21 protein-coding genes, 5 pseudogenes and 1 other annotated feature are annotated in these 23,452 nt (G+C 34.3%); of the genes and pseudogenes, 8 read left to right on the forward strand and 18 right to left on the reverse strand.

Going from position 1 to position 23,452, the window contains the following annotated elements; translation table 11 throughout:
- Positions 1-350 precede the first annotated feature (350 nt).
- Together FTT87_RS10655 and FTT87_RS10660 are read left to right on the forward strand one after the other, a co-directional pair.
- Positions 351-746, forward strand: a complete 396-nt coding sequence (locus tag FTT87_RS10655) for a DUF6088 family protein (protein ID WP_180174836.1) — start codon at positions 351-353, stop codon at positions 744-746.
- Positions 739-1,686: a nucleotidyl transferase AbiEii/AbiGii toxin family protein gene (locus FTT87_RS10660; RefSeq protein ID WP_180174837.1), complete on the forward strand. Its 948-nt coding sequence runs from the start codon at positions 739-741 to the stop codon at positions 1,684-1,686. The genes FTT87_RS10655 and FTT87_RS10660 overlap by 8 nt, the downstream gene beginning before the upstream one ends.
- Before the next feature lie 334 nt (positions 1,687-2,020).
- On the opposite strand, the gene FTT87_RS10665 is transcribed toward FTT87_RS10660, so the two are convergent.
- Together FTT87_RS10665 and FTT87_RS10670 are read right to left on the reverse strand one after the other, a co-directional pair.
- Positions 2,021-4,888 (reverse strand): relaxase/mobilization nuclease domain-containing protein, encoded by a 2,868-nt coding sequence (locus FTT87_RS10665; RefSeq protein WP_180174838.1) that lies wholly within the window; start codon positions 4,886-4,888, stop codon positions 2,021-2,023.
- Complete coding sequence (locus tag FTT87_RS10670) at positions 4,885-5,208, reverse strand: hypothetical protein (RefSeq protein WP_120376123.1); 324 nt, start codon at positions 5,206-5,208, stop codon at positions 4,885-4,887. The genes FTT87_RS10665 and FTT87_RS10670 overlap by 4 nt, the downstream gene beginning before the upstream one ends.
- A 275-nt stretch (positions 5,209-5,483) precedes the next feature.
- Here FTT87_RS10670 and FTT87_RS10675 point away from each other — a divergent pair, with 275 nt between their 5' ends.
- Positions 5,484-5,858, forward strand: a complete 375-nt coding sequence (locus FTT87_RS10675; protein WP_120376124.1) for a hypothetical protein — start codon at positions 5,484-5,486, stop codon at positions 5,856-5,858.
- A gap of 27 nt (positions 5,859-5,885) precedes the next feature.
- Here FTT87_RS10675 and FTT87_RS10680 read toward each other — a convergent pair whose 3' ends face one another.
- The 4 genes from FTT87_RS10680 to FTT87_RS10695 all read right to left on the reverse strand — a co-directional run bounded on the left by FTT87_RS10680 (position 5,886) and on the right by FTT87_RS10695 (position 9,368).
- A complete protein-coding gene (locus FTT87_RS10680; protein ID WP_120376125.1) occupies positions 5,886-7,181 on the reverse strand; it encodes a Y-family DNA polymerase in 1,296 nt (431 codons plus the stop codon).
- A 23-nt stretch (positions 7,182-7,204) separates the two neighbouring features.
- Positions 7,205-7,783 carry a LexA family transcriptional regulator gene (locus tag FTT87_RS10685; protein WP_120376126.1) on the reverse strand — a complete coding sequence of 193 codons (579 nt, stop codon included), beginning with the start codon at positions 7,781-7,783 and terminating at the stop codon, positions 7,205-7,207.
- A 422-nt stretch (positions 7,784-8,205) separates the two neighbouring features.
- Entirely contained in the window at positions 8,206-8,568 is a 363-nt protein-coding gene (locus FTT87_RS10690) for an antitoxin Xre/MbcA/ParS toxin-binding domain-containing protein (protein WP_120376127.1), read from the reverse strand.
- Between the two features lie 476 nt (positions 8,569-9,044).
- Positions 9,045-9,368: a hypothetical protein gene (locus FTT87_RS10695; RefSeq protein ID WP_180174839.1), complete on the reverse strand. Its 324-nt coding sequence runs from the start codon at positions 9,366-9,368 to the stop codon at positions 9,045-9,047.
- 307 nt (positions 9,369-9,675) lie between these two features.
- Here FTT87_RS10695 and FTT87_RS10700 point away from each other — a divergent pair, with 307 nt between their 5' ends.
- Entirely contained in the window at positions 9,676-9,999 is a 324-nt protein-coding gene (locus FTT87_RS10700; RefSeq protein ID WP_120376129.1) for a helix-turn-helix domain-containing protein, read from the forward strand.
- A gap of 92 nt (positions 10,000-10,091) precedes the next feature.
- Here FTT87_RS10700 and FTT87_RS10705 read toward each other — a convergent pair.
- The 4 genes and pseudogenes from FTT87_RS10705 to FTT87_RS10720 all read right to left on the reverse strand — a co-directional run.
- Positions 10,092-10,402: pseudogene (locus FTT87_RS10705) on the reverse strand (ISNCY family transposase); the annotation flags it as partial.
- Between the two features lie 490 nt (positions 10,403-10,892).
- Positions 10,893-11,816: a TIR domain-containing protein gene (locus FTT87_RS10710; protein WP_180174840.1), complete on the reverse strand. Its 924-nt coding sequence runs from the start codon at positions 11,814-11,816 to the stop codon at positions 10,893-10,895.
- An 8-nt stretch (positions 11,817-11,824) separates the two neighbouring features.
- A complete protein-coding gene (locus FTT87_RS10715) occupies positions 11,825-12,580 on the reverse strand; it encodes an E2 domain-associated cysteine-rich protein (protein ID WP_180174841.1) in 756 nt (251 codons plus the stop codon).
- The gene (locus FTT87_RS10720) at positions 12,567-14,096 is read right to left on the reverse strand and encodes an adenylate/guanylate cyclase domain-containing protein (RefSeq protein WP_180174842.1); all 1,530 of its coding nucleotides are present in this window, start codon (positions 14,094-14,096) and stop codon (positions 12,567-12,569) included. Before FTT87_RS10720 ends, FTT87_RS10715 begins: the two co-directional genes overlap by 14 nt.
- A gap of 191 nt (positions 14,097-14,287) precedes the next feature.
- Between FTT87_RS10720 and FTT87_RS10725 the strand changes: the two genes are divergently transcribed.
- Positions 14,288-15,507 (forward strand): IS3 family transposase gene (locus tag FTT87_RS10725; protein ID WP_180174843.1). Its coding sequence is split into 2 segments (ribosomal slippage): positions 14,288-14,564 and positions 14,564-15,507, totalling 1,221 coding nucleotides; the frame shifts between segments, so codons are not numbered across the junction.
- Positions 14,563-14,679 (forward strand) — a sequence feature (AL1L pseudoknot). (Overlaps the previous gene by 117 nt.)
- A 1,755-nt stretch (positions 15,508-17,262) precedes the next feature.
- Here the strand turns inward: FTT87_RS10725 and FTT87_RS10730 are convergent.
- The 3 genes from FTT87_RS10730 to FTT87_RS10740 form a co-directional block, all read right to left on the reverse strand.
- Positions 17,263-17,523 carry a helix-turn-helix domain-containing protein gene (locus FTT87_RS10730; protein ID WP_086194876.1) on the reverse strand — a complete coding sequence of 87 codons (261 nt, stop codon included), beginning with the start codon at positions 17,521-17,523 and terminating at the stop codon, positions 17,263-17,265.
- Positions 17,524-17,716: 193 nt separating this feature from the next.
- Positions 17,717-18,501 (reverse strand): IS5 family transposase gene (locus FTT87_RS10735; protein ID WP_373423518.1). Its coding sequence is split into 2 segments (ribosomal slippage): positions 17,717-18,267 and positions 18,267-18,501, totalling 786 coding nucleotides; the frame shifts between segments, so codons are not numbered across the junction.
- A 271-nt stretch (positions 18,502-18,772) separates the two neighbouring features.
- Complete coding sequence (locus FTT87_RS10740; RefSeq protein WP_104851830.1) at positions 18,773-19,456, reverse strand: metallophosphoesterase; 684 nt, start codon at positions 19,454-19,456, stop codon at positions 18,773-18,775.
- Positions 19,457-19,502: 46 nt separating this feature from the next.
- On the opposite strand from FTT87_RS10740, the gene FTT87_RS10745 reads away from it, so the two are divergent.
- Positions 19,503-19,697, forward strand: a complete 195-nt coding sequence (locus FTT87_RS10745; protein ID WP_257230579.1) for a hypothetical protein — start codon at positions 19,503-19,505, stop codon at positions 19,695-19,697.
- An 81-nt stretch (positions 19,698-19,778) separates the two neighbouring features.
- Positions 19,779-20,063 (forward strand): annotated as a pseudogene (locus tag FTT87_RS10750) (transposase); the annotation flags it as partial.
- Here FTT87_RS10750 and FTT87_RS10755 read toward each other — a convergent pair.
- The 5 genes and pseudogenes from FTT87_RS10755 to FTT87_RS16045 form a co-directional block, all read right to left on the reverse strand.
- On the reverse strand, positions 20,062-20,628 hold the full coding sequence (locus tag FTT87_RS10755; protein WP_180174845.1) for a macro domain-containing protein: 567 nt from the start codon (positions 20,626-20,628) through the stop codon (positions 20,062-20,064). The pseudogene FTT87_RS10750 and the gene FTT87_RS10755 sit on opposite strands and share 2 nt — an antisense overlap.
- Positions 20,600-21,739, reverse strand: coding sequence for a PD-(D/E)XK nuclease family protein (locus FTT87_RS10760; RefSeq protein WP_180174846.1), 1,140 nt, complete (start codon positions 21,737-21,739; stop codon positions 20,600-20,602). Before FTT87_RS10760 ends, FTT87_RS10755 begins: the two co-directional genes overlap by 29 nt.
- A 58-nt stretch (positions 21,740-21,797) precedes the next feature.
- A pseudogene (locus tag FTT87_RS10765) lies at positions 21,798-22,163 on the reverse strand (IS30 family transposase); the annotation flags it as partial.
- Positions 22,160-22,720 (reverse strand): annotated as a pseudogene (locus FTT87_RS10770) (transposase); the annotation flags it as partial. The pseudogenes FTT87_RS10770 and FTT87_RS10765, both read right to left, overlap by 4 nt.
- 16 nt (positions 22,721-22,736) lie before the next feature.
- Positions 22,737-23,018 carry a transposase gene (locus tag FTT87_RS16045; protein ID WP_180112245.1) on the reverse strand — a complete coding sequence of 94 codons (282 nt, stop codon included), beginning with the start codon at positions 23,016-23,018 and terminating at the stop codon, positions 22,737-22,739.
- A gap of 56 nt (positions 23,019-23,074) precedes the next feature.
- Here FTT87_RS16045 and FTT87_RS10780 point away from each other — a divergent pair.
- Positions 23,075-23,363: pseudogene (locus tag FTT87_RS10780) on the forward strand (transposase); the annotation flags it as partial.
- Positions 23,364-23,452: the final 89 nt, after the last annotated feature.

Consider the following 23,452-nt stretch of genomic DNA (forward strand, 5'->3'; position numbering starts at 1 on the left):
TTAAAGAGATCGAATTCTGCAATAGGTCAAATGTGACAAAAACGCGTACGTGTTTAGAGAGACATAAGTGGACAGATTCCTGACACATAGATTACGCAAGTTACATAACTTATGATGCTTATGTAATCCGGGTGCTGGGTAACCAATTCTGGATCATAAGCAGCTAAATACAGCTGTTTAATCTCATAGAATTCTGAAACTCAACCAAGAACTGTCAGATCAGACAAAGTTGTCTTACTGCCTGATTTATCCATATTATCAGCTATTATAATGTCGTATTTTTGCTCGACAAAATGTCGTATTTTTGCTAGTTTAAAGGTATGTGAAAACTAATGTATAAGGGAGATGCGATGACAATTAAAGCGAAAATGCAAATGCGCATCAAACGCTCAAAACGTTATGTTTTTATGCGAGATGATTTTAATGACATTGCGAATTATGACCAAATTGGAAGAGTTCTGCGAAACTTAGTTCAAGAAGGTGAGCTAATCAAAGTTGGTTATGGTATTTATACCAAAGCAAGAAAAAACCAAATTACCGGAAAAGTAATGCCAGCCTGTCCAGAAGGCGCGGATGCAGTGATCTTAGAGGCATTAAAAAGATTGGATGTGCAGGTTACGTTGGGTGAGGCTACTGAAAAATATTTATCTGGTCAATCCACCCAGATCCCAGCCTTTACTCAAATTAAAACCCCGCGTCGTTTTACACGCCAATTGTCTGTAGGTCGTAGCCAAATTAATGCCTGATATAAAAAATCTGTTTGCAGATGTCGCTGATGCGCTTGGTATTGGTGCAACTTCTATTGTTGAAAAAGATTACTATGTTGTCGAGTTATTGAGACTATTACAGTCTCTAGAATTTGAAACGCATGACTTGGTTTTTGCTGGTGGAACTTCTTTAGCTAAAGCAAATATTCAGTTAAATAGGATGTCTGAAGATGTGGACATTAAAATAGTTCCAAAACCGGATATTGCATTAAGTCGCTCTAAAGCTAAAGTTGTACGTAAACAATTGCTTCATCAAGTACAAGACAAAATCTCTCAATCTGATTTCTTTAAAATTGAAGAGGAACCAGTTGTCTGGGATGAATATCGTTATATGGAATTATTAATTCGATATCCTCAGCATTTCAACCAAGCTCCCTGTTTACGACCATTCATTAAATTGGAATTAGTTGAAACAGACTTACTTGAGCCTTTTGAATCTAGAAGTATCACCTCGTTTGTGTATGACTTGGCTAAGGAAGGGAAGCCTGTCGATGCTTTTCCCTCCGTCACAATTGTCAGTACCAGTATCGAGAAGCTGATAGCAATTTTAAGGCGTACAGCGGCCTTTGCTAGAAATGCTGAAAGAGCTGATGATGAATCATTAGTTCGACATGTGTATGACTACTTTAAAATTACCTATGGTAAACCACAAGATTTTGTTTATTTAGGGCACTTAGCTACTAAAGTTATAAAAACTGATATTGAGCGTTACGGTCGTCAGCATACTCTTATGGTTGAAGACCCGATTGCTGAATTGTTATTTGGTTTAAATGAATTAAGTCGTAATCCACTATATAAAGCCAGGTTTAATAATTTTGTTGTTCCTATGGTGTTCGGGGACAAACAGATATCATGGCAGCAAGCCTATTCACATTTTCAGGACTCTGCTCAACAGATCTTCGCTAACTTAAAGTTGTAAATGTAGAAAAGCAATTAGCTCAAACACAATAGATTATTTATTTACAACCACTGTTTTTACAATTAAATTTATCAAAATTCTTCAGAGTTTTTTCTTTGAACTCGAGCTCGTAACTCATCTAAAGATACCATTGTTATGATACTCATCAAGCAGTATTGGTATGGTTAAATTACTTTTTAGAAGACTGTCCAGAAATCCAAAATGTTGATCTATTTAATATCGAATTTCTTAAACATTTTCCTGAATTTTCTTATGAGATAGCCTAAGTATAATTCTTAGGCTATTTTTATAAATCATAATTCAAATTGCATAAAAATTCGATTAGGCAATTTTCTTAAAAACTAGGTCCGGAATCGTAACTATTTTCTGGCGTCGACTCTTTACGACTGCGACTTGATGTCACAGATTGATTTTTATAGAAATTATCAGCTTTATCTTCCTTATTTAATATACTAGGATCTTTAGGTTCCAAACTTAATTCTTTCATTGGAGGTTTTGGTTCAGCCCTGTCATTTTTAGCAGCCGAATCACCAACTGGACTATTCTCAATTGAAGCATTCACTTTTTGCTGAGGGGGCGTTTCAAATTCAATTTTGATATCTTCTGAATCAGCAATTTGCTGTACTTGTTTTTTAAACTCGTCTGTTCCAGAAACTAAAACAACACCAAATTTGGCTCTCGCAAGGAATAAAGCATCACGGACATGCTCATGTTGATGACTAACAACTGTAATTTCTGATGTATTTTTCGTTTCAAAAAATGCAACTTTTTTCTGGTCCAGATAAAATTTTTGGCCAAATTTATATTCGATAACATATTCTTTTCTAAGAAGAGACGTCATTTGGGACTGCTGAGGAGGTATAGATATTTTCTTTGAAGGTTCTAATATATTCAAGCGTTCTACTTCTTGTTTTTTCTGAAGCTTGAGTCTTCGACTGTATTCAAAGTATTGCAGCATTTGCTCAAACTCAGATTCAGCTAAATTTTCAGGAAGTCTGATCGTTCTTTTCTTTTCAACATTAGGCACGAGCTCTGATTCTAGCGTTGAAGATGAAGATATAGGCTGTGAGTTGTGCTTGTGTTCTTTTGGCTGCTTGAGTGGAGAAATTTGTAGACTGAAATATAGTTGCCAACAATGTTCAATCTCAGATGAATTGAAATATTGCTTATTTAGTTCTTTGGGCTGAGTATAAATCAGATTCTGAATCCTAAGCATGAGGATATCCTGATCTTGCCCATTAAGATCAGGCAATTTCTTTTGATCAACACAATTTTTTAATGTTGATTGCAATGACTTCATTTCTATACCGCAACAATTTAAGAGCAAACACGTTTTAATAATGGCTGTACTTTGAGGGGCGTGTGTGGATCTAAATCTTTTAGATAGTTCAGTAAAACACGATTCAATATTACTTTGAGACAAACGTTCGAAACTTGGTAAAGCCCTTTCTTTATTTATATCCTCAATATTTTGGGCTCTATGTTGAAAGGCTATATAGAACAATTCTTTAAATTCTGACGATCCCCTGACAGTTCCTTTCTGATCAGAATCCAGTGCTTTTATACATTGTTGCAGTCGGGTAATAGAATAATTGCTAAACACCAGGATCCCATATCGATTTTGAATGGCTATCGGTTCATTCTGATCAAAGAGGATTTTTGCATTTTCAATCTTAGTGTTGTCTTGGCAAATAAAATTTTTAGATTGACGCTGATCAAATAAAAATTGTTGTTGCATAAGCAAGTGATGCGATGGTGGAAAGAACTTTAAAAAATCTGCATAAGAGGTGGTTTTCGATGAATCAAAGTTTGAAGAAAATAGAATGCTTTCTTGCAATGTTTGAGCTGTCTTTAGACTTAAGCTTTCATGTTGAGCTTTATATCTTTCTCTTTGCAATGCTCTTGAATTAATTTGATCAGCATAGTGCTGGTAATGCAGCAATGTAAAAATGGCATCAGATGATTGCTCTGGAAATTGTTGTTTTAAATTTTTTAAAAAATGATTTTTATTGTGCTTATAAATTTCATTTTCAAAATAAATTTCTTGGTATTCATTTTTACGATTTTTACTGATTGAATCCTTTTCTGCCTTTATTTTTAGATAAACATCATGAAAATCTTTAACTAAAAAATCTTCATTTTTAAATAAATGGTAAGAATGTACAGTTGTTTCTGCTGATTGAGAGTGCCGAGATGTTTCATTTAGTTTTATAAGAGGGATAGTTTTAATATCACTATCTTTAGCCGTAAAATCTCCCCATTTTTTTTCTAAGTTTTTGAGAGTCGCTTGTTTATTACAAAATAAAGAGGCTTTAAACGTGAGTTCTTGCTCTTCGCTTGTCTTAATTTTAAAAGTACTACCGTTTCGCTTTTTCTCATAAAGAATGCCATGTTGAGCTAATTCTTTATGCCAGTCTTGCCAATTCTGAGCGTTTTTCAGTACTTGATTAATGCAATGTCCAATATAGCATTGCGAGTCTTTGCCTGATTCAATTTCACTGCTCATTCGACTTTTTTGTTGATGTCGATGTTCTTGATCGCGAATTTTTGAATAAATTTTTTCAGCATCAGGCTGAGGTATGTAATCTGGATTTTTTTCACACTGTCCAGTGCCATGGTTATAGATAAACATTGGATTAGGCTCTGGTTCCCAACCTTGTACAGCTTCAATTTCAGCTGCAGCCCGATGTACAGCGTTATAAATCCAGCCATCTCCAAGATCGATCACTTTATTTTCATTGTGTTTATTTTTTTTGAATGGATGAACTTTATTGACGATTAAATGAAAGTGCACATTGTCTGTATCCATGTGCATTGCATATTGCATTTGCAGTTCTTCTGCACCGAGATGTTTCGCTAAAATATCAATTTGTTGTTCTAATTGCTCAGTGGTTGGAACCTCAAATTTTTTAAAACTTCCGACCATGTGTACGATCGGGTCAATCACACGAGAGTTCAAACTGGCAGTTTGTGACATTTCTATTTTTTGATAATAAGGATCATCATCTAAAAAGTTTCTCGAGTTTGAATAGACACATTTTTCAGAGAGTAAGTCTTCATCAAAACCAGGATGAAGCTGATGAATATATTCAGACAAATGGTGAGCACGTGTCTGCTTCGGATGATGAATATAATCCGATAATCCAGTCACACGTTCTTCTACTGAAGACCCGATCGTATTCGCAATGACTTTAATAATCATACTTTATCCAATCTATCATTGAGTCTACGCACAGTCATTTTGATCTCCGGGATGAGCTGTTCTATTTCATCCAATTCATGAAGAATGAGTCCTGTATCTTTGAGTTTTTCCAAAATTTTTGTCAGTAAAATTCCCATGATTCTCACAGTATGAATGTCCTGTTGATCTGAAATACTGAACTGGGTATCCGAGAAAATCTTCAAACGTAGATAGTTAGATTGAGCCATATGTAATGCCGCACAGGCAGCACTAATTTGTTGATGTTCATCTGCTGTAAAGCGAATAATGATTTTTTTGTTTCTCAATGTTTTGTCTTTCATTTTTTTCTACTATATGCAAATTGAGACCGAGCGGAGCGAGCTCGAGATTTGTGATTTTGGACGATGTATATTACTCGTCCCATCCTGTATATTTTTAGCGGTCAGTGAATGAACTGAAGATGATGAAAATCATGCTTGTTTTCCCTTTTTTTTCTTAGCGCAAAAAGTTACATTTTTCAGTAATTTAAAAATCAAAAAAGGGTCATATTTTGCCATTTTTATGAGAGTAAATATTTCGAATAATGAGCTTATAAATTTATTCTTAAGGAAGAAATATGATGCAAGATCAGAATATTTTAAAATTCGATAGTGAAAATTCGGATAATATAAATTCTGAATTCTCAACAGATAATTCTTTTGAAGCTCCTCAAGAAAGTAATTCTAAGCCTTCAAAACTTGTTGAGAAGAATCAAAAAATATATAGCAAAAATGATTCTAAAAACTTTGAAAATATTCTTCTTTGTTATATAAAAGAATTGAATGAAAAGACCATTACACGGAATCAATTGCTTACTCAGCATAAGAAAACTTTACTTCAACTCTTTGGTCTTGGTGCAACAACCGGAGAAGTACTAGACTTTCTAAAAAGAAACAATTTTGTGGGTATTACTGAGGAAACTTTAAAAGAGTTTTTAAAGAAGAAAAAATAAATTATGTTGTGAAGTAATCAATAAAAATTACTTCACACAAAGCAATTGATCCCACTTGAAGTAATTTTGAGTGAGTTGGTTACGTGACATATTCCAGGTTCTGTTCGGTAACATACTTGCACCAAGAGCGAGTTTGGTTTTACCAAACTTATGATGGATTTCCTCAAGTGAATCCATCAAGATATTGTCTAAGCCAACTTGCTTCATGTCTGTGAAAAGGTCATAAGTATGCCTGGCTTTTGGCTCCAGACAAGTCAGTATCACGCCACACTTCTTGAAGCCTACATCCTTCTGATATAAATCATCTATCATTTTGATGGCAACTTTACACAGCGTTAATACATTGTCAGAGGGTTCAGGTAAAGTGATTGCTGCAGACTTGCTGTAATACGGTTTATGCGTATCAAATGGATTCGATTGTACAAAAGCCATCATGTAACCACACAACATATTCTCACCTCTTAAGCGAGCTACCGCATCTTGTACATACAGGCTCATGGCCTCTTTCAGATCGTCAATATGGTAAATCCTTTGACCAAACGAACGACTCGCAACAATTTGTTTTCTAGGGGCTTGAGTATGCTCTAACTCAATACAAGCAACTCCATGCAGCTCTAATAAAGTTCGATGCATGACGATAGAGAATTGCTCTCGGATCATCAGTGGGGAAGCCATGACAAAATTCATTACAGAATGGATGCCCATACTGTTGAGCTTGTACGTATGTTTACGTCCTACACCCCAAATCTCACTTACCTCGATGGATTGGTACAGAGTCTCGGTAGAGCAGTAATCCATTGCAACCAAGTTGCATACACCATTCAAGTAAGCATTCTTCTTGGCAATGTGATTGGCTATCTTTGCTTCAGTTTTCGTTCGACCTAAGCCAATACACACAGGCAAACCAAGCCAGGTGAAGATACGCTGACGAATCTGTTGAGCATAATCGGTTAGATCATCCTTCTCTGAAGGAGCGGTCAGATCAAGGAAGCATTCATCAATCGAATAGACTTCTTGCTCGTCAGGAGCGACAAAGTCTGAAAGGACTTTCATGAATCTGCGAGACATCTCTGCATATAAAGCATAGTTACTTGAGAGCACTTGGACTTTATGCTGCTCTACGATGTCTTTAATCTGAAAGAAGGGAACTCCCATCTTGATACCTAAGTCCTTGGCTTCCTGAGAGCGTGCAACAGCACAACCATCATTGTTGGAGAGAACAATGACAGGCTTGTTATTCAGACTTGGATTGAAGATACGCTCACAACTGACATAACAGTTGTTGATGTCCACTAGAGCAAACACCTTGTTTGTACATTCCATGTGATGAAACCAATAAAGTAGAGTTACTTGCGTTTCCGGAACGGTTTGATGACAAATGTCACTACACCCCAAATCACCATCTCTTGCCCATCATTAAGATGAATGTCAGAACAATCCGGATTCTCAGCTTTAAGCCAACGATGATCACCTTCGATCATCAGACGTTTAACAGTGAAGTCATTGTCGATTAGGGCAATAACGATGTCTGCATGTTTGGCTTCAAGACTACGATCAACGACAAGTTCATCATTAATGTCGATGCCAGCATCTCTCATTGAAAGAGAGGCTACTTTGACAATGAATGTTGTTGCCTCATTGCTGATGAGGTGTTCATTCATGTCTAGAGTTTTATCTACATAGTCTTGAGCAGGGGAAGGAAAACCAGCAGCAACTTTCTCGGAAGCCAGAGGAATTTGCATGTGAGTGAACGGCTCTACAGGAGAGATTGAAGCAACATCATTAAAGCATTGTTTCTCTGCTTCGTTGAGATAATTCTTGATTTCTATGATCTTGGATACAGGTACTCTTACAGTTTTTGTAGGCTCGTTATATTTTAGCTTTCTACCGGAACCCTCTCGGCTTCCCCCACGATTATTGCTCATGACTTATCCATTATTTGATTTTGTGACAAAATCAAATAATAAACTTTACCTTATTCTAAAGACAATACAATCTAGATAAGCGGTTAATATAAAAGTATAAATTTAGGGAGACTTCTAATTCTATAGATCCTAATTCTTTATCAGTGAATTGCATACAAAGTAGTTTTTAATGAACATTCGATGAATCTAGATCCTGTAATAAAACAGCTCCTGATAGAAACTTAGAAATTTTTAAATGATATGTATTTATAACTATCATAATCCCTTTTAATGCTTCTACTGGATCTAAATCCAGATCTGAAAGGAAGAGATGCTCAAGGCAATAAGCTACATACTTTAGGGATTTTTCCGACCATATTATCTGATAGCTATACTGCTTTCTGTTCCCAAGTAACTATTGGTATTCTTTAAAAGTCAGTACTTTAACATGGAAAAGCTTCTACGGCCTTAAGTACAGAAAGTAGTCCATGCATAGTTTCCATCTGTTCTATAGGAACTCCTCCAGTTAATAAATTAGGTGAATTGAGAAAACGGTGCATCCATTTAATATCACCACCATTCAGGCTATAAACAGCTCTGTAAATCCGAATTACGATTATTGCTATTTCCCCTGATTGAGAATTTGGATCTAGCATTAGGCTTGCATCAGATAAATCCATATCAACGCATTCAAGATGCAGAATTCTTACAAATTGCTCAGGTTTTAACCCAAGCTGCTGAGCCGCTTTCCATGAAGCCTGAGCCAAAAGTTTAGATTTATTTATAGGTTGTGAAAGTGGACTCATAAGTATGCCCTTAATATAAAAAATAGTGCTTTTTCTTAAATTATCTGGAAAAATAAAAAGTATCTAAAATTTGTTATATTAGCCCCATAAAAAGCGCGAATCTAGTCTCCACGTTTTTATGACCTTCTTTGAGTAAATTGAAAAATTTTCTGAATAGAAAACTCTCCCAAATATGGGTTGTTCAGTAATCAGAGTTTTTTATTTTTCTTTTAAACAATATGGCTAAATAGGAACTTGATCAGAAAAAACACCACAAAAAATGCAATGGTTGCTCTCCTGGTAATTACCTTGAAATAAAAGCAATAGAAATAATTAAAGTGATGGTTTTTTTGCAGATATTCACAATACTGAGTTTGAGTTTTGCTAAGTTTTGCATTTTTTAGCAACTTGAGTTGCTAAAAAATGCAATTTATAGCCATGAATTAAGTCCGCACTCATTTTTATGTGAGGACTTAATTAAGGTTAAGAGCCATCTATCACATAGGATAATAAGGCGTGTTCGTCAAATGCTCATAGAAATTAGTTAAAAGTTGATCATATATATTCTGTAAACTAATTAAAGATACTTGCTGAAATCCATATTCTTCAAAAAATTGATTATCAACAAAATATGCAACAGCTTCATATGTCGTGAGATGGCGTGCAACGTTAAGCTGTTTGCAAAAGCCTGGTTCAAATAGTAATTGTAGGGCCGTAGTTTCGATAATTTTAGAAGCTACTATTTTTGAAATGATCCGTACATTAAGATTTCGGATTTCAGATCTAATTGATTTAAGAACTACATGAGAGGAATTATTCATAATCGAGCCTTTAAGTGAATAGATTTTTCTTAAAAGAAAAATTTACTTAAATTATTTGTTATGAAAGAATGCAAAGGTAAAACGTCGAAATTTTACAATCTTTCATTTCCTGGGTTTGGAATGAAAAGCATGAGTGTCCTATTGTCTAGATAGGTCACTCATGCACATACAATATTGATCATCTAATTTCCCTCCTTAATTTTTAAAAGATGTTTTTTGTCGAAATAGACAATAAAATACTATCAATATTTATATGCAAACTTGCCTATTTAGTCAAGTTATTATTGTCGGTTTATGGTGTTTTATTATGATGCTTGAAATGGATGCTGATTTGTTTTGTCTAAGACTAAAAGAAATCAGAAAAATGAGAAAAATGACACAGCAAGAATTGGCGGAAAAATCAGGCATGCCATCTACATCAATTGCACATTTTGAGGCAGGTTCTCGTAAACCGTCGTTAGAAAATTTTTATAAGTTAGTTGTTGTGCTGAATATATCTGCTGATTATTTATTAGGATGTATAGATCAACATACTCATTCAGGGAGCGATCCAATTACAAAATCTATTCAAGCATTACCTGAATCAGAAAGACAGATGATTGAAAAATTCATCTTGTCGTTGCAAAACTAAAGTTTTATATCAAAACTGTGTCACCCTGTCTCTTCTTAAGATCAATATGACAATGGTCAGGGTGGGGTTCCCACTATCTTAGAAATTTAGCAGCAGGATTTGGCGGTTTGACCTTCAAACCAGTCATGATACGAATCAGCTCAACAAAGCACTCACTGTTATAGCGTGGCTGATATGGGCGTTTCAGGCGTTTGGATCGTAAAATCTGCAAGTCAGCCGCAATCATGGAACGTAGGGTTTCTACTGAAAGATCGAATCCATGCACAGTGGTGATCTTTTCATGAGCTAAAGTGGGTCCAAATCCCAACAAATGTTCAAAAATAATGGAAAGACATTTGGTTTTTACCAAATCATCATGACTGGTTGAAAGATTCAAGATTTCAGCAGCACGGACTTGGATAATACGATGATCTTTAGGCGTTGTATTTATTTGCCAGACATAGTGATCAGCATCTATATTTATATCCAGTCCATGGTGATAAAAACCATCATAAACTAGACATTTTTATTGGTGAGAATATAGATGTCAATCTGGTTCATTATCTGGGTTGGCAGGCTTTTCAGCAAATTACTTAAATAGGCGTACGGATTCAGTTTAATAATGGACACTATTGGGGTATTGAACAGCTAGAAAAAGCGGTTTCACGGGATGCTTACGCTAAAATTCAATAATGAAGATCCATTATGATTCAATCTAGTATTCTACATTTTTAATTAAAACCTATAGGCAATAAAAAAAGGGTTTTAAGCTTTTTCGCTTAACAACTTTATAATATAACGTTTGGAATCTTGGTAGGTATAAGCACTACCTAACATAATAATAAATATTATATTTTTAATAAATTAAATAAAGATAATTAAAAAATGATACAAAAATCAATCTATTAGTAACATTATTTTCTGTCAATTTTTTCTCTAATCCCCAGAGAAGCTATAATTTTTCTTAATTCATGTACCAAGTAACTAATATCACATTGTGTTTTACTAATTACTTTATAGTCTAAAGCAGTAAGTCCCCTTAAATCCGTAGCAATTTTTTGTTCCACGCCCCGTGGCAATGCTAAAAATGTACGCTTTCTTGACAATAATCCCATGAACAGACCTAATTCAAAAATGACATTATCGCGTGGGGATCTCAATTCTGTTTCTCTGGATATAGTTACATCGTCATCTTGTAATATTGCTAAACCAAAGTCTGAATCTTGAACTGCTCTTTCAAGTGCTTCAAGTGTATAGTCCCCCCCTTTAAAAACACCAGTGTCACTCCAAATTATTACCTCAATATCATCATGGTTAAATCCAGCTTTAATTTCTCTGGCAATATGCAATGACTCAACTGTACTTATGATAAATAATTTAGGTGTTTGATTACACTTTTCAATTAGGACATTTCTCTGTACTAATCTTTGTGCTAAATCAATTGCTATTAATTTAGTAATTTTAGGATACTTATCAACAATTGCTTTAAATGCTTGAGGTTTCAATTTAACAGCGACTGTACTATTGATGGATACTACAGTTGCAGATCTAGTTTGAGTGGGGTCTATAGCAGACATTTCACCAATACTAATTCCTGCTGGTCTAGTATATGGTAATTTACTACCATTAATTATTAGCTCTGTTTCACCAGCAATAATAAAATAAACATCTTGATCAAAATCATCTTGGATAACTATAGATTCATCTGGCTTGAATTCGATCAACTCTCCATTATTTGCTATTTCTTCAGCAATATCCTTATTATTTTGCACTAACTTTTGATTCATAAGAGCCTGAATCAAAGTATCTTTATCCTTAAATCTATCTTTTAAAGTCATTTGTAGTCCTAAATTTTACATAGTTCACAATCTTTCATAGTCTTACAGCACTCCACCGTTTCTGATGAAATAAAACTGTCCCAAAACGCTTGCTCTGCCTTAGCTCTCAAAAAATCATTTATAGCTACTATATAAATTATTTGAGCACACTTCGAAGAGCACTGTCCTATACTGCGGTGTTTTTTTAATCCGTAAGTATCACAAATACAAGAATATCTCTTATTCAAAACCCTTTCTTTATTACCAACTAGAATCAAATTTCCATTAAAGTGAATGTGATATAGAGTTTTTCCTTTAATATCAATCTCATTAACTTTCAAATCATCAAGTGTTATGCCTAACAGATTCTTCTCAAATGCTAAATAGTGTTCTTCGACTTTACTTTGAAAAATTGCTCCATCACCGTGAGCCCATTGTTTAGTAGGCCATTTTTTACTGATTTCACAGTCATGTTGAGCTACTAAAAACTCTTGAACTATAACTATCCACTGCTTTATTGATAATTTTTCAATATCAGAATCCAATCCAAGACAAAAGAAACCACCATAATTTATGTGTCTATTTGGACAGAAATTTGGAAATCTATTATTAGCAGCTTTTACAAGCAGCTTATCTTCTATCGAATGCACCTCTAACTTTACATTCTGAGAACTACCATTATCTAAATAAAATTTCTGTTCAAAGCAGATGATGTTTTTATCAATCTGCTCAACAAAAGTTCCCTTTTTATGAAGATAAGCAATCAGGTCATCAATTTTTGGCATGAGCTTTTAATTCAGTCTTAACATGAGGAGTAGTCTCATAAAGGCTGTGTTTCTGAACTTTCTCTTTATCTTCCGAATCTTGTTCAACTTTCTTAATAGAGGCAAAAGTTAAATCCTTTGCAACTTGATTTGAAAATAGTACATTGTATTTCTCACTTAGAAGTTTCGAAGCTTCATCCCCAATTTTTGTGGCATTACCCAGACAAAATTTTTGAGCTTCTTCAGATTCAATAGTAGATATACCAATTGCATAGCGTGAAGTATTATCACGTTTACCAATTCTTGTTAAAGATACATCACCTATCTCATATCCAATTGCTAATCCCAAATTATCAAGACCATTAATATCGAATGATTCTTCTAATTTATCTAAACACATATTAAAACTACTTCTTATACCAGCGACAGCCTCAGTAGCAACATCTACTGATTTATTTAAATCTGTAGCAACATGTGAACCTTCACAAATTAGACCATGTAGACAATCTCCAATAAAACGTACACGACGACCTTTATAATCATTGCTTAGTGAGGCATCCATTTCTGATCTTAAAACATGCAATGCTCTTACAATATTTTCTTTACCTTCATCGGATTCCATATTGGTACTTACAAATTTTGTAAATCCATCTATATCCGCATAAATAGAAACGATTTTCTGATGTTTTGCTGATTTATAATACAAATCGTCAAATTCTAGATCCTTAAGAGGTGGTGTGGTTCTACTAAAACTAAAATCACTTAATTTCTTGTCGTTATTTTTAAGTTCATTCATGACATCATCACAAGTTAATTCCAAATCTGTGGCATCCTTAGATGCTTGAATCTCATCAGATTTCAATTTAACTTTTTTAGAATCAGTTGCCTTAGACAGACCGATGACCTCTCTTGCATCATTGGTAAGATAAATCCCCGTTTTTTCACCACAAGCATGTTTTGCTGCATGATTTGCAGGGTCGCCGAGAAACAAAGGTTCTTTATTACTTTTACGACCATTATTAACAGCTAAAGCTAATCCAGAATCTATACCAATACGAATTTCTGCTGGCTCAATTGCTTCGTCACCATCAATTTCTCGTTTTTGATTAACTGATTCAATAATTAAGTCAGATATTGCTATCGCTTTATCAATACGAGCCTTCTCAGAATCATCTCCATAAGGTTTAACAATAACTGCATGTAATCGTTGATTATGAAAATCTACAAATAAACTATCTGTACGATCTAATATAAATTTGATAGCTCGAACATGTGAATCAAAAAAACGTAACGCGCGCTTGTGAGTTGTAGGTGATTCAGTGCCATTTTCAGTCGTCAATATACCTTTTAAGTTAAGGATATCCACATACAAATGCACAGCATTCATTTCATATGCTTCATTAACCTTAATCTTCGATAAGCTCTTATCTTTGGTATAAGCCTTAATTGTAACTTCTTCTACAGCAGCACTTAGGCTATCAATATGATCCTCTGCACGTGTTTTATTCCACTTGTAATACATAGTAATTATTCTCATGATTTATGTTAATAGTTGTTATATGGACTATTAATTCTTTTTCAAGTTAAAAAATCATTAAATTTTAGGTATTTACAAATACTGAAAAAACCTTAATCTATTATATAGAAATTTATTTGAGTTTAAATTTATGTCAAACAATGAACCGTACCGGGTTTGTCGGAGAGTCAATATTCTGAGAGACTATCCCGATGACAAAATTAAAATATACCCCTGAAATCAGAGAAAGAGCGGTTCAATTATTGATTGAATCTGAAAAAGATTATCCATCGAATTGGGCTGCGATCACCGCTATTGCTCCCAAGATAGGTTGTACTCCTGAAACACTACGTGTTTGGTATCAAAAATATTTAGATAAACAAAATCCAGTTAAAGTACAGCAGCTTTCAGACCAAGAACGTATCAAACAACTCGAACGCGAAAATAAAGAACTGCAACGCGCCAATGAGATTCTACGTAAAGCAGCCGCTTTTTTCGCCCAGGCGGAGCTCGACCGCCCACACAAATAATGGTGGATTTTATCCATAATAATAAAGAGCTGTACGGAGTCGAGGCGATTTGTAGAATTTTACCGATCGCACCTTCAACCTATTACCGGACTCTAGATCTCGCGGACAATCCAGAACATCGAGCGAAACGAGATTTACATGATGTGCATCATGCTGAGCAAATCAAACGAATTTGGAAGGAAAGTTCAGGTCGATATGGTGTACGTAAAGTCTGGCAAAAGTTGAAACGTGAAGGCTATATTATTGCACGCTGTACTGTTGCTCGATTAATGAAAAAGCTAGGTATACAAGGTGTTTGGCGGGGTAAGAACAAACAAACCACCCGTAGCCGAGATGACCAAAAACGAGCAGATGATTTAGTGAAACGTAATTTTACTGCTGATCATCCTGACCAACTGTGGGTGAGTGACTTTACGTATATTCAAACAAATTCAGGCTGGGTCTATACCGCATTTATTATTGATGTGTTCTCGCGAGCAATTGTTGGCTGGAAAGTATCTACACGAATGAATACAGATATGGTGCTCGATGCATTGGAGCAAGCATTGCATGATCGAGGTATGCCAAAGAATGTGATTCATCATTCCGACAGAGGTGTGCAATATCTTTCCATTCGCTATACCAATCGTTTAGAAGCAGCAAATTTACGAGCATCAGTCGGTACGACTGGTGATTCATACGATAATGCTTTGGCTGAAACGGTGAATGGCTTATACAAAACAGAGGTGATTGAATATCTAAAAGCAGATTGGCAAGGTTTAGCGGATGTACAACTTGCGACACTAAATTGGGTAGATTGGTTCAATAAAGAGCGTGTACATAGTGCACTAGGTTATGTATCACCTTTTGATTTTGAAGCAATGTACTATGATAAGATTAACCCGTTAGGTCAGGTGGCCTAACTTAAATAAAAAAGTCTCCGACAAACCCGGTACGGTTCAACCTATAAAATTGGTACGGTTCATATATCCACAGAGATTTATAACTAACCAGCACAGACCGACCATACCTTGTTTGAAAATAAAAAAGTGCCTGATGAAATAAGTATTCACCTATTTCAAGACTAAACCTCTGTGATGTACTTGTACAGAGCATGGAAAAACGCTTTGGTGCGGTCAGTTATTTGCCTCAGCCCGTTGAATGACCGACAGATAATGGCAGTTGTTATATTGCAAAATCGACATGGCAATTTGCGCATGCACTTGGCTTTCTTTTCTGATGTTGTTATTGCTATTTTTGGCGACTTGAGCATATTTCTGATTGAGTAAGAAAAATTATGCTTAACTTAAAAGGTTGTTTTTTGTACAGCACTTATAACCACTTAATTTTTTTTTGTAACTATCTTATCAAAACATTTGTAATAGACCTTGTATCTTGGTTTAATTTTTTATTTCTAACAATTTAACTTAAATTTAAATTATTAAAACAAAAAAGTATATACTTATTACATCGTTATCTATCTAAATAAAAGTTTACCCCATATAATAATTATAATTTATTAAAATCTATTTCAACCCTATAATAACTTATATATTTAATTATATATATTTTTTAATATTATATAAATAAATAACAATATATTAGTTTTCTCAAGTGGATATATGATCTATTTATTTTTATACTTCTAATTAATATATTTTTATCATTTTATAAAAACAATAATATAAGATAACAATATCAAACCACCCCTAATTTATCATGTATACAAGATCACTCTATACCCCTCTATGGTCTTGTCCGTACTTTTGATCATTTTATATACTTGGATTATGTTACTACATCAAAATTTTACTGTTACCACATCAAAACCTGTATTTTTTAATTTCTGTTACCACATCAAAACCTGTATTTTTGAAGTCTGTTACCACATCAAAACCTGTATTTTTGAAGTCTGTTACCACATCAAAACCTGTTTTTTTGAAAAATTGATCATTTTATAATCTGTATATAAATTACGGAATTATAATAGATTTATGAAAAACATATAATAAATTCATATATTCCAGATAATGAATAAAAATTTCAAAATTATTCTTAGACACAATATTCTTTATTTTTATATTTTAACTAATTTAAGTTTTTAATATCCGATGCAAAACTATATTTATCAAATTACAGGATGTAAATTTTATTTTAGACATAATCTATATTAAGAACAAAAAAATATAAATTTTATATTTTTCAGATTACTTATTTCATTTTTTTATTTTAATTTCAATTTATGAATAAGAATATTTTTCTTAAAAAGAATAACTTCATTTCAAGAGGGTGTTAATTAACAAAATTAGAGAATTATTAATAATACAATATTATAAAAATATAAATTAAACCTATTTTAAGTTAAGTTTTTTACCAAGAATATGTAAATATTATGTAAAATTACTGATTAAAAAATGTGAATATAATGATTAAAGATAGTATAAAAAACGGAGATTTATGTCTAATAAAGGGTAATTTCTGTAGAAATATTTAATAAAAACTCAATTAATTGTTATTTCTGATCTTTTTATTGATAATTTTTTGTATATACAGTGTTAAGGTGGTGTTAAAATGAGCAGCATACATTTTGAAACACCACCAAATATTTATCAGTACTGCTCACGAAAACTTGAATTAGCTTCAAGACAATAGATTTGAAACTTTCTAAACAGGTTGCCTTATTCATCATCTTCTTTAAATAAAGATTCAATTTCATCCCAGTGCGGAAATTTACGCATTTTTGGCACAACCTGAAATTGTAACTCTACACAATTAAGTACTTTTTCAAACAAATCAAAAGAGCCGGTGAAACGACCGTTTTCCATTTCAGAAATTGTTGTTTTATGGACTCCTGATTTTTCTGAAACTACTTTTTGTGTATAGCCTAGCTTTTTTCTTGCAGAGCATATTGCTTGCCCTATTTCTTTTCTAGAAGCCATATTACTTCACTCCCAACCATAATATTAGCTATATAGCGAACATCAGGTATTTTATGACTTATATTCGCCATATAACTAACTTTTTATCAGAAAAAACCTATAGGAAAGTAAAATTCTCACTAGATAAGGTTGAAAGTGATTTTGGAGTAAAGCGTTTTGAGTAAGTTATCTCATTCTTTTTTAGGGCATGTCCTCATTTGGCTTTGCACCAAATAAATATGCAGGCTATACGGATCATAGATTTATAATTGCGTGCTAGTTTATCAAATCGAGTTGCAATAGCACGGAAATGTTTTAATCTCGCAAAAGCATTTTCAACTAAATGTCTTAATTTATATAGATATTTATCAAATTCCTTATTTGATCTCTTACTGTTTGATCTCAATGGAATAATGGGAATCATATTCTTGTTCTTGTTCTTGTTCTTGTTCTTGTTCTTGTTCTTGTTGGCACATATTCTAATGTGCTTAGCATCATACCCCTTGTCAGCAATAAGATAAGTTGCCTCGCCTACAATATCAATCAGTTGTTTTGCAACTTGACTGTCGTGGACGTCACCCCCAGTGATTTTAAAATCAATCGGTAATCCATTCGCGTCGGTTGCAAGATGTATTTTTGTTGTTCGTCCACCGCGTGATTGTCCAATTGCTCTTTCGAAACCATGCCGAGCTCCACTTGCATGTTGATGCACGCGTATGTAGCTTCCATCAATGAATACCCATTCCTGATCCAGAATGCCTCGTAATCTAAAAAAAATTTATCCCATAATCCCTTACTTGCCCAGCGATTAAAGCGATTGTAAGCAGTTTGCCAAGGGCAAAGTTCTTGAGGAATATCACGCCATGTCGCACCCGTACGTAGTTTCCATAAAATGGCTTCCATGATATTTCTACTGTTTTTTGAACAGTAACAACCGTGTAATCGCATAGTATCTTGAATTTGCTGCCAAATATCATCGGTGAGAAGAGTACGTGCCATTGAAAAAATATAGAAATGAAAAGAGCTTAAAGCAGGATTTTAAGTATTTAAAACCAATTCTTCAAATGAGGACACGCCCTAGTACACGTAAGTGGTTTTTTTATATGGTGGGCCCAGACAGACGAGAACTATCACCTACCCTATTGTTTTTATTAAACTAATTAATTTTTTAAAATTACAGGATACAAGCTAGGATACATGATTTAAATGTTGTTTTTTTAATCAATTAAACTTTTTTTCACCACCAAACACCCCTACCACATCACCAAGTTCATTGGATTTTTACAATACAAAGTTTCTTGGTAAAAGAGGAACCAACATCAATATAATGGCAATTATCGATTTTCGTATGTTCTTTTACGATCGTATGACCTAAATAGATTTCATCGATATTTTCGACGATATCATATTGGTTTGAATGATTACGTATTCTCCCCCTACCCCAAAGTGCATTTGAATATGTTGATACGATACCTGGAATTTTATAGTCACCTTTGACAATATCTTCCTTAAAAATGTTCCAATCATGAATATCAATGTCGGCATGAACAACACCTACCTTTTTATGTTTCAGCTCAACTTCAATCACTAAAGGTAACTTTGTTAAACGATCAACAATTCTCTGTCGCGTCTTTTGAAATTGTCTATAAAACCATGCTCCACCATTCCTTGCATGCATGTCTTTCATTTTAGGATCATACTGCCCTCGAATACACATTTCTTCATGATTACCGCGCACAGTTAAAAACCATTTTTGATCGAGTAATGAAATACATTCTAAATTTTCATTACCTCTATCGATGAGATCACCTGTGCAGATCAGTAGATCATTTTCAAAATCAAAATTATTTAGATGAAGCTCATGCATTAGAAGACTATAAGACCCGTGAAGATCTCCAACGATATAAACTGAATTATAATTTTGGTTTACAAGTATCTTTATTACATCATTCATGCTATGAATAAAACCTTTTTACAAATTTTGATTACCATTATAGAACATGACCCATACAGCTTCTAATACATTGCAAGATATTGTTATTTATACAAATAATAAAATTTCTCTTGATTTTTATAAGCCATTTGAAGATGGACTAAACCCTATATTATTTACAGTTAAAACTTTAGAACAAATCCCAAGAAAGACTGAAAATAAAATCCATATTGTCATCTTGGAGTCCTGTGATGAACTTTGAACCGTACCGGGTTTATTGGAGATAAAACTTTCTGAGATGAAAAGCATTGCTTCTCAAGACGTAGCAAAGCGTAGTGTCCCGATGAAAAAACCAAACTATACCCCCGAAATCAGAGAAAGAGCGGTTCAATTACTAATTGAATCTGAAAAAGATTATCCTTCTACTTGGGCAGCAATCACAGCTATTGCTCCTAAAATCGGTTGTACTCCTGAAACATTGCGTGTTTGGTATTTAAAGCATCTGGATCAACTAAATCCTGCCAAAGTACAACAGATATCTGACCAAGAAAAAATGAAGCAAATGGAACGTGAAATTAAAGAATTAAAGCGTGCCAATGAAATTCTACGTAAAGCAGCCGCTTTTTTCACCCAGGCGGAGCTGACATATTAATTTGGATTTTTGGATCGTCCAAGTTGGACAGAATAGACGCATAAATATTGTAATTTTCTTGATCGTAACAGATGAAATACACATGCTGGATATATTCAAAACTAGGTAGGCTTGACAGCACAGTACCAATTGCAATTTCTGCAGCTTCCTGTTTTGGATAGTTATATACACCAGTTGAGATATTTGGAAATGATAAGCTTTTTGCTTGAACTTCATTAGCTTTGACTAAACTGTTTAGATAAGCATTACAAAGTTCTTCGGCTTCATTTTTTGAGCCGCCCAACCAGCGAGGCCCAACTGTGTGAATGATGAATTTAGCAGGTAAATTACCAGCTGTGGTAACTACAGCCTGACCATTAGGAAGAGAGCCACCTATGTCATCATGAATCAGGTGACATTCCTGTTGCATCTCTGCACCAGCTTTTTTGTGAATGATATAATCTACACCACCCCCACCTAGTAAAGACTTATTGGCCGAGTTAACAATGGCATCCACATTTAAAGTGGTAATATCAGTTTGTAGTAGAGTGACTTTCTTCATTATATTTCACAGGGTAAAATTTAAGAATTAATTGGTTAATAGCTGTAATCAGGTTAGAGACCTCTGAGATATCTAAAGCGGCAATTGAGTACGTATATCTCATATAAGGAATACCCCCATATATACTTTCTTTTTCTTGTTTTTTAAAGTTTAAAAATTGATTGTGAAAAGCCTGTAAGAATTCGTCATCGTTTACTGATTTAGCTTCTATACATAAATGTACTTCACAAGGCAAATCCTTTTTTGAGGTATTAATAACAAGTGTAGGGCAAATCCAACGCGAATCAGCTAATGACGCATTACAAAACCAATATTCTGATTCGCCATTGTAGTAAGTGGGCCGGTAATTTCGAATGGAAAATTTTTCTTGTAATTCAGTTTGTAGGCTTCTAATTATGTGATCATTAATTTGTGAAAATACCTGTTGAGAAATTTGAAATAATTTCTGAATTTCAGAAGCATTATCTTTAATGAAGTTGAAATTGTCCATATTTAACGGCTTTAAATAGTAATTAGTAAGATGGTTGAGGAATTCTTTGGCAAAAGTAAACCATTTATTTTTAATATCAATTTTGTAAGATGGTATGAAGTTATTTACAGCATAAACCAAATTTTCATAGCTAATGCCATTCCAGGAGTCTTCTTGGAACTCGCTTACTCCATCGATGGATAACACAAAGTACAGTGGTTTTAATAAGGTATTGAGAACGCGTTTTTTTGCATATTTGATATATGATTCAATAGGATTGTTTTGAATGTGATAAATCTTGCATTCAAAAATAATTAAATTTTTTGTAGTTTCAATAATTAAATCAATACGTTTTCCATCTAATGTACATACTTCAGTTTCAACTGATATGAACTCACCAAAAGTTGCTGGGTCTTTATTGACATTCTTTGCAATGCAATCAATTAATCCATTAAAAAATAAAGTATTTAAATTGTGGACTTCTAAAGGATTTAAGAAAAAAGAAAGGAGCTCAGTCGTTGGATTTTCATAATACTTACGACTAGCTGTGTCAAAAAAATTCTTTTCCCGCATATCTAATTTATAAGTTTTTGCCTTATTTAGCAGCACTTGTAATGCATTAAGTGGGTATTGGTCTAACATATCCTCAAAGTTCCATTACATGATTATTTGAAAGATAATCTTTTATTATCAGGCGGATTCAAGCGGCAAGTGCAACAGTATAAAAACCAGCCATAACTTCACTCGGTGTATACCAACCTAGTGTTTTTCTAGGACGATGGTTGAATGCAAATTCTATCTGCTCTATTTGTTCGTTTGACACGTCATCAACCGATGATGATTTTGGCAGATATTGACGGATTAAACCATTCGTATTTTCATTTCTAGCTCGCTAAATAGATTTAGAGGGATCAGCAAAATACGTCTCTATGTCGGCATCAGTAGTTCTTTTGTGTTCGGAAAATTCCTTGCCATTATCAAATGTCACACTATAAGCATGGCTCATTCGTAAACGATCTAATGCACAAGTAATCGTTTGAGAGGATGCTCTCGTTGAACCTAAATGAGCATTGTCCATTTTTCAGAAGCCTGTTGAATGCCAATATATAGCAATTTCAGCAGGCTATTTTCATTTGGGAAAGCTCCCTTAGTTTTGGTTAGTTTCCTGAATTCGCGATGTACTGCCTCAACCGCATTGATGGTATAAATCGGCTTCCTAACCGCTTTCGGATATTTGAAATAGGCACTAAGCAAATGCCATTTTTCACGCCATGAACGAATGACTTTCTCGTATTTATCACGCTATTTGGCTTTCAGCTCATCCAACGCCATTTCAGCTTGTCTGTAATATTGGTAATGGCACCCTCGGAAATATCCAGTGCATAAATATCCGCAATATGTTTTTGAATATCACGGTAGTTCATGCCGAGTGCAAGTAGCGAAATGACTTTACTGTCGATCTCTTCAGAGAGTTTGGTTTTTCTTGACGAGTTGAGGCTCAAAATCACCGGTACGATCACGAGATGTTTCCAACTCAAATGAATCGAAGGATGATTTTACGGTCTTGCCAGAGTAACCATTCCTGCGATTGGATGGTTGAGGATTTTCTTCCAGATAGTTTTCACACCAAACCCAATAACTAAAGTTTTATCCAATTCCGTGCTGTTATGGATTTCACCAGAGCTAACTGCTTTGAAAAATTACCCCAAGCCTGACAAGCTGCCTCCACAATTATTTCATAATTTGCATAACACCTATTGGATAGCCAATGTTGGTTGATGTACTGCCAAACCTGCTCAATCGGATTAAGCTCTGGTGAATAAGGCGGTAACTTTAAGATCGTCACATTGGGTAAATTGTAGCTTTCTTGATGCCATAATGCTCCATCCAGCACAACCAATGCATGACGACCTACAGGCACAACTTTACTGATCTCTTGTAGATGTAATTTTATGCAATCTTGAGTTTGGACAGAAATGGGATGACAAGTACCCGCAGATCAGCAAATCATGGCAAGCGAATTGGGCGAATCTCAACACGTTCTTCGCTTATCCTATGGATATTCGCAAAGCGATTTACACGACGAATGCGATTGAATCATTGAACAGCGTTATCCGCCATGCAACCAAGAAAAGAAAAATCTTCCCAACTGATGACTCCGTGAAAAAAGGTGGTATATTTAGCAATTATGGCAGCAAGCAAAAAATGGACGATGCCCATTCAGAATTGGAAAGCTGCCATGAATCGCTTTAGTATCATGTTTTAAGAGCGTGTAACAAAGTATTTTTAAAACTGTATTTACACAGAATTATTTACAACCTCAAATAACTAAAAAGTCTTCGTTTTAACTGTGTG

Source organism: Acinetobacter sp. YH01022 (genome assembly GCF_013420235.1).
GTDB lineage: Bacteria > Pseudomonadota > Gammaproteobacteria > Pseudomonadales > Moraxellaceae > Acinetobacter.